Here is a 5,278-nt window from a genome sequence, read left to right on the forward strand (position 1 = left end):
TCAGAACCAACACAGTGGACGCGAGCAACTGAGGACAAGCCCTCGGCCTATTAGTACCAGTCAACTCCACCGGTCACCCGGCTTCCATATCCGGCCTATCAACCCAGTCGTCTACTGGGAGCCTTACCCTCTTATAGAGGTGGGAGTCCTCATCTCGAAGCAGGCTTCCCGCTTAGATGCTTTCAGCGGTTATCCCTCCCGAACGTAGCCAACCAGCCATGCCCTTGGCAGAACAACTGGCACACCAGAGGTTCGTCCGTCCCGGTCCTCTCGTACTAGGGACAGCCCTTCTCAAGACTCCTACGCGCACAGCGGATAGGGACCGAACTGTCTCACGACGTTCTAAACCCAGCTCGCGTACCGCTTTAATGGGCGAACAGCCCAACCCTTGGGACCGACTCCAGCCCCAGGATGCGACGAGCCGACATCGAGGTGCCAAACCATCCCGTCGATATGGACTCTTGGGGAAGATCAGCCTGTTATCCCCGGGGTACCTTTTATCCGTTGAGCGACGGCGCTTCCACAAGCCACCGCCGGATCACTAGTCCCGACTTTCGTCCCTGCTCGACCCGTCGGTCTCACAGTCAAGCTCCCTTGTGCACTTACACTCAACACCTGATTGCCAACCAGGCTGAGGGAACCTTTGGGCGCCTCCGTTACCCTTTAGGAGGCAACCGCCCCAGTTAAACTACCCACCAGACACTGTCCCTGATCCGGATCACGGACCCAGGTTAGACATCCAGCACGACCAGAGTGGTATTTCAACAATGACTCCACCATGACTGGCGTCACAGCTTCAAAGTCTCCCACCTATCCTACACAAGCCGAACCGAACACCAATATCAAGCTATAGTAAAGGTCCCGGGGTCTTTCCGTCCTGCTGCGCGAAACGAGCATCTTTACTCGTAATGCAATTTCACCGGGCCTATGGTTGAGACAGTCGAGAAGTCGTTACGCCATTCGTGCAGGTCGGAACTTACCCGACAAGGAATTTCGCTACCTTAGGATGGTTATAGTTACCACCGCCGTTTACTGGCGCTTAAGTTCTCAGCTTCGCCACCCGAAAGTGACTAACCGGTCCCCTTAACGTTCCAGCACCGGGCAGGCGTCAGTCCGTATACATCGCCTTACGGCTTCGCACGGACCTGTGTTTTTAGTAAACAGTCGCTTCTCGCTGGTCTCTGCGGCCACCACCAGCTCCGAGTGCAAGACTCATCACCAGCAATGGCCCCCCTTCTCCCGAAGTTACGGGGGCATTTTGCCGAGTTCCTTAACCATAGTTCACCCGAACGCCTCGGTATTCTCTACCTGACCACCTGAGTCGGTTTAGGGTACGGGCCGCCATGAAACTCGCTAGAGGCTTTTCTCGACAGCATAGGATCATCCACTTCACCACAATCGGCTCGGCATCAGGTCTCACCCTTACAAGAGGGACGGATTTACCTACCCCTCGGGCTACACCCTTACCCCGGGACAACCACCGCCCGGGCTGGACTACCTTCCTGCGTCACCCCATCACTCACCTAATACAGGTCTGGACCGTCGGCTCCACCACTCCCCTTCACCCGAAGGATCCAAGGCGGCTTCACGGACTTAGCATCGCCTGGTTCAGCGTTGGCGCTTCAAAGCGGGTACCGGAATATCAACCGGTTGTCCATCGACTACGCCTGTCGGCCTCGCCTTAGGTCCCGACTTACCCTGGGCAGATCAGCTTGACCCAGGAACCCTTAGTCAATCGGCGCACACGTTTCTCACGTGTGAATCGCTACTCATGCCTGCATTCTCACTCGTGAACCGTCCACAACTCGCTTACGCGGCTGCTTCACCCGGCACACGACGCTCCCCTACCCATCACAGCGATCGTTAGACCACATGCTGCAATGACACGACTTCGGCGGTACGCTTGAGCCCCGCTACATTGTCGGCGCGGAATCACTTGACCAGTGAGCTATTACGCACTCTTTCAAGGATGGCTGCTTCTAAGCCAACCTCCTGGTTGTCTCTGCGACTCCACATCCTTTCCCACTTAGCGCACGCTTAGGGGCCTTAGTCGATGCTCTGGGCTGTTTCCCTCTCGACCATGGAGCTTATCCCCCACAGTCTCACTGCCGCGCTCTCACTTACCGGCATTCGGAGTTTGGCTAAGGTCAGTAACCCGGTAGGGCCCATCGCCTATCCAGTGCTCTACCTCCGGCAAGAAACACACGACGCTGCACCTAAATGCATTTCGGGGAGAACCAGCTATCACGGAGTTTGATTGGCCTTTCACCCCTAACCACAGGTCATCCCCCAGGTTTTCAACCCTGGTGGGTTCGGTCCTCCACGAAGTCTTACCTCCGCTTCAACCTGCCCATGGCTAGATCACTCCGCTTCGGGTCTTGGGCGCGCTACTCAATCGCCCTATTCGGACTCGCTTTCGCTACGGCTACCCCACACGGGTTAACCTCGCAACACACCGCAAACTCGCAGGCTCATTCTTCAAAAGGCACGCAGTCACGACACAAGAACAAAGTCCTTGTGCGACGCTCCCACGGCTTGTAGGCACACGGTTTCAGGTACTATTTCACTCCGCTCCCGCGGTACTTTTCACCATTCCCTCACGGTACTATCCGCTATCGGTCACCAGGGAATATTTAGGCTTAGCGGGTGGTCCCGCCAGATTCACACGGGATTTCTCGGGCCCCGTGCTACTTGGGAAATACGCAAGAGAGCCGTCATGATTTCAGCTACGGGGGTCTTACCCTCTACGCCGGGCCTTTCGCATGCCCTTCGCCTACCACAACGGTTTCTGACTCTCCGACCAGCCGGCAGACTGATCAAGCACACTCCCACGACCCCGCATGCGCAACCCCTGCCGGGTATCACACACATACGGTTTAGCCTCATCCGGTTTCGCTCGCCACTACTCCCGGAATCACGGTTGTTTTCTCTTCCTGCGGGTACTGAGATGTTTCACTTCCCCGCGTTCCCTCCACATACCCTATGTGTTCAGGTATGGGTGACAGCCCATGACGACTGCCGGGTTTCCCCATTCGGACACCCCCGGATCAAAGCTCGGTTGACAGCTCCCCGGGGCCTATCGCGGCCTCCCACGTCCTTCATCGGTTCCTGGTGCCAAGGCATCCACCGTGCGCCCTTAAAAACTTGGCCACAGATGCTCGCGTCCACTGTGCAGTTCTCAAACAACGACCAGCCACCCGTCACCCACCCATAACCTGGATGGTTCACCGGGACTGGTGTCACATCGAAGGAACGAGCTTTTCGCCCGCGCCCTCAGACACCCAACAGCGTGCCCGACAGTCTCACCCTCACCGCGCTCTCGTTCCACGCCGAAGCAGTACTGGAAAGAGCGGATCGTTTGATCCTGCCGAGTAGTCAACGTTCCACCCATGAGCAACCGTGCGAGTCATTCGCTCGCAGTCGGCTATGTGCTCCTTAGAAAGGAGGTGATCCAGCCGCACCTTCCGGTACGGCTACCTTGTTACGACTTCGTCCCAATCGCCAGTCCCACCTTCGACGACTCCCTCCCACAAGGGGTTGGGCCACCGGCTTCGGGTGTTACCGACTTTCGTGACGTGACGGGCGGTGTGTACAAGGCCCGGGAACGTATTCACCGCAGCAATGCTGATCTGCGATTACTAGCGACTCCGACTTCATGGGGTCGAGTTGCAGACCCCAATCCGAACTGAGACCGGCTTTTTGAGATTCGCTCCACCTCACGGTATCGCAGCTCATTGTACCGGCCATTGTAGCACGTGTGCAGCCCAAGACATAAGGGGCATGATGACTTGACGTCGTCCCCACCTTCCTCCGAGTTGACCCCGGCAGTCTCCTGTGAGTCCCCATCACCCCGAAGGGCATGCTGGCAACACAGAACAAGGGTTGCGCTCGTTGCGGGACTTAACCCAACATCTCACGACACGAGCTGACGACAGCCATGCACCACCTGTACACCGACCACAAGGGGGCACCCATCTCTGGATGTTTCCGGTGTATGTCAAGCCTTGGTAAGGTTCTTCGCGTTGCGTCGAATTAAGCCACATGCTCCGCCGCTTGTGCGGGCCCCCGTCAATTCCTTTGAGTTTTAGCCTTGCGGCCGTACTCCCCAGGCGGGGAACTTAATGCGTTAGCTGCGGCGCGGACAACGTGGAATGTCGCCCACACCTAGTTCCCAACGTTTACGGCGTGGACTACCAGGGTATCTAATCCTGTTCGCTCCCCACGCTTTCGCTCCTCAGCGTCAGTATCGGCCCAGAGATCCGCCTTCGCCACCGGTGTTCCTCCTGATATCTGCGCATTTCACCGCTACACCAGGAATTCCGATCTCCCCTACCGAACTCTAGCCTGCCCGTATCGAATGCAGACCCGGGGTTAAGCCCCGGGCTTTCACATCCGACGTGACAAGCCGCCTACGAGCTCTTTACGCCCAATAATTCCGGACAACGCTTGCGCCCTACGTATTACCGCGGCTGCTGGCACGTAGTTAGCCGGCGCTTCTTCTGCAGGTACCGTCACTTGCGCTTCTTCCCTGCTGAAAGAGGTTTACAACCCGAAGGCCGTCATCCCTCACGCGGCGTCGCTGCATCAGGCTTTCGCCCATTGTGCAATATTCCCCACTGCTGCCTCCCGTAGGAGTCTGGGCCGTGTCTCAGTCCCAGTGTGGCCGGTCGCCCTCTCAGGCCGGCTACCCGTCGTCGCCTTGGTAGGCCATCACCCCACCAACAAGCTGATAGGCCGCGGGCTCATCCTGCACCGCCGGAGCTTTCCACCCAATGAGATGCCTCACCAGGTCATATCCGGTATTAGACCCCGTTTCCAGGGCTTGTCCCAGAGTGCAGGGCAGATTGCCCACGTGTTACTCACCCGTTCGCCACTAATCCCCAGCCGAAGCCGGTTCATCGTTCGACTTGCATGTGTTAAGCACGCCGCCAGCGTTCGTCCTGAGCCAGGATCAAACTCTCCGTGAATGCCTCCGGGATATCCCGGCAACACCACGAGAGCGGAACAGGCCGGAGGAATAATCCAGCCCGTTCACAGCGTCCTCGCTGTGTGTTTTTCTTCAAAGGAACCTCGTCCGACCAAACCGATCCGGATTGAACCGGCCGATCGTACGGGGTATCAACATATCTGGCGTTGACTTTTGGCACGCTGTTGAGTTCTCAAGGAACGGACGCTTCCTTCGAAACCGTTTCACCGGTTTCTCCGGGCGCTTCCCTTCGGTGTTTCCAACCTTACCAGATCCGTTTTCCGGTCCGTTCCCGGTCCGAATTTCATTTCT

At 57.4% G+C, this 5,278-nt stretch carries 2 rRNA genes; both read right to left on the bottom strand.

Going from position 1 to position 5,278, the window contains the following annotated elements:
- Positions 1-30 precede the first annotated feature (30 nt).
- A 23S ribosomal RNA gene (locus tag CCN51_RS33495) occupies positions 31-3,150 on the bottom strand.
- A gap of 289 nt (positions 3,151-3,439) precedes the next feature.
- Positions 3,440-4,967: ribosomal RNA gene (locus tag CCN51_RS33500) — 16S ribosomal RNA — on the bottom strand.
- Together the 16S and 23S rRNA genes form the textbook arrangement of a ribosomal RNA operon.
- Between the last annotated feature and the right edge of the window lie 311 nt (positions 4,968-5,278).

It is taken from the genome of Streptomyces milbemycinicus (genome assembly GCF_002154605.1).
Lineage (GTDB): Bacteria > Actinomycetota > Actinomycetes > Streptomycetales > Streptomycetaceae > Streptomyces > Streptomyces milbemycinicus.